At 46.3% G+C, this 2,316-nt stretch carries 1 protein-coding gene and 1 pseudogene; both read right to left on the bottom strand.

What is annotated here, in order from left to right; all coding sequences use genetic code 11:
- Nucleotides 1-320: pseudogene (locus B3180_RS00200) on the bottom strand (acetyl-CoA carboxylase carboxyl transferase subunit alpha); the annotation flags it as partial.
- Between the two features lie 15 nt (nucleotides 321-335).
- Nucleotides 336-2,316, bottom strand: a 1,981-nt coding sequence (gene dnaE / locus B3180_RS00195) for a DNA polymerase III subunit alpha (protein ID WP_286842147.1), incomplete at its 5' end; no start/stop codon positions are given.

The raw sequence follows: 2,316 nt of genomic DNA, 5'->3' as shown, positions 1-2,316 counted from the left end.
AAACGTGCAATACCACCGACAATTGCTTCGTCATTCGCAAAAGAGCGATCACCCGCCATTTCATCAAATTCGGTGAAGATCATACGGATATAGTCAAGCGTGTATGGACGTAGCGGATGACGCGCCAGTTGTGCTACCTGCCACGCACCGAGATCAGAGAAGATTTTCTCTGTCAGCTCCTGACTTTTTGTGGTCAGCCGCTGGACTTCTTCTTCTAAGTTGAGATCCAGTTGCCCGCGGTCACCAACAGATTTCAGTTCTTCAATCTGCGCTTCAAGTTCTGCAATCGGCTGTTCAAAATCCAGAAAATTAAGGCTCATTCGCTGTCATTTCCTTTAAAATTCGAGTGAAACTTGCTGAGTTCCCAACAAGTTCTGTAATTCGTATAGTAGTTCATCAGACGGATTCACATACCATTGTGCGCCAACATTTAAAGTGGCTTCAACACGTTCCGACTGATACCGCATTTTTATCGGGCAAGTCCCTTCAGCAAAGGGTTTTAATAGCTTTTCCAGTTTGCTGGCAAGGCCATTAGTGAGCTGCTCATCGGTGACTGTAATTGCTATGTGTCTGAGATACGTTTCCCGAGCCTGCTCAATTGCCATCACTTCTCTGGCTGTCATTGTATTGCTATTACTGAAGTTATCAAATCTGACCTCACCTTTTACCCACAAAATTCGGTCTTTTTCTAGCAATTCTTGATAACTTTCGTACTCATTGCTGAATAAACGCACATCCATGCGCGCTGTTTTATCATCTAAAGTAACTATAGCAAAACGCTGACCACGTTTATTGGTCAATACGCGAATATCGATGACCAGCCCCGCAATTGCGATACTTTCATCTTTGCGCGTAGGAGTCACACTGGACAGCGTGCTATTAATGTAGTGCTTGAGCTCTTTACGAAAGCGATTGATCGGGTGTCCGGTTAAATATAACCCCAGAGTATCACGCTCACCCTCTAACCATACCGCTTCTGACCATTTGCGCACGCTGACAAACTCTTGTTCAACCGCTTCGGGTTCGGTCGTCAGAACCCCAAACATGTCAGACTGACCAATTTTCTCAGCATTAAGGTGCTGCTCTGCCTGGCGAATCGCTTTTTCCAACGTTGCCATCAGCGCTGCACGGTGCGGTCCAAGGTTGTCCATTGCGCCGGCGCGAATTAAGCGTTCGAGAATACGCTTATTCATGCGCTTTAGGTCAACCCGACAACAAAAATCGAATAAATCCCGAAACGGACCACCCTCTTGTCTCGCCTGAATGATCGATTCAATAGGACCTTCACCGACACCTTTAATGGCCCCAATGCCGTACACAACTCGCTGCTGCTCGTCGACAGTAAACTTGTACTCACCTTTATTCACATCGGGTGGTAATAAATCAAGCCCCATGCGTTCGCATTCATCAGCTAAAGTGACAATTTTATCGGTATTGTCCATGTCTGCTGACATCACCGCAGCCATAAACTCTGCGGGGTAATGGGTCTTCATCCATAAAGTCTGGTAAGAAACCAACGCATAAGCGGCAGAGTGCGACTTGTTAAAGCCATAACCGGCAAACTTCTCAACCAAATCAAAGATTTTCATGGCCAGTTCAGGGTCGATGTTATTTTTAGCGGCCCCTTCACGGAAAATCTCGCGCTGTTTGGCCATTTCCTCTGGCTTTTTCTTACCCATTGCGCGACGTAATAAATCTGCACCACCAAGCGTGTAACCTGCCAGAACCTGCGCTATCTGCATTACCTGCTCTTGATACAGAATAACCCCGTAGGTAGGCTCCAGTATCGGTTGCAAGCTATCATGCTGATACTTAACATCCGGGTAAGAGATCTCTTCACGACCGTGCTTTCGGTCGATAAAGTTATCAACCATTCCCGATTGCAATGGCCCCGGACGAAACAACGCAACCAAAGCGATAATGTCTTCAAAGGAGTCCGGCAGAAGCTTTTTAATCAGCTCTTTCATGCCACGAGACTCTAACTGGAAGACCGCCGTTGTTTCGGCCTTCTTCAATAATTTAAAACAAGCCGGATCGGTTAAATCAATTGCGGTAATATCTATAGGGTCTTTGCCACTTTTAGCGTGGCGCCGGTTTACCATGTCCACAGCCCATTGGATAATGGTCAACGTTCTGAGGCCTAAGAAGTCAAACTTAACCAGGCCCGCTGATTCAACATCGTCTTTATCAAATTGAGTAACCGGGTTGTTGCCTTCATCGTCACAATACAGTGGCGAAAAGTCAGTTATTTTGGTTGGAGAAATAACCACACCACCAGCATGTTTACCGGCATTACGGGTCACACCTTCCAGAATA

It is taken from the genome of Idiomarina sp. UBA4206 (assembly GCF_002383015.1).
GTDB lineage: Bacteria > Pseudomonadota > Gammaproteobacteria > Enterobacterales > Alteromonadaceae > Idiomarina > Idiomarina abyssalis.
Note: the sequence above shows the minus strand (reverse complement) of the source record. Positions and strands in the feature narration are given on the sequence as shown.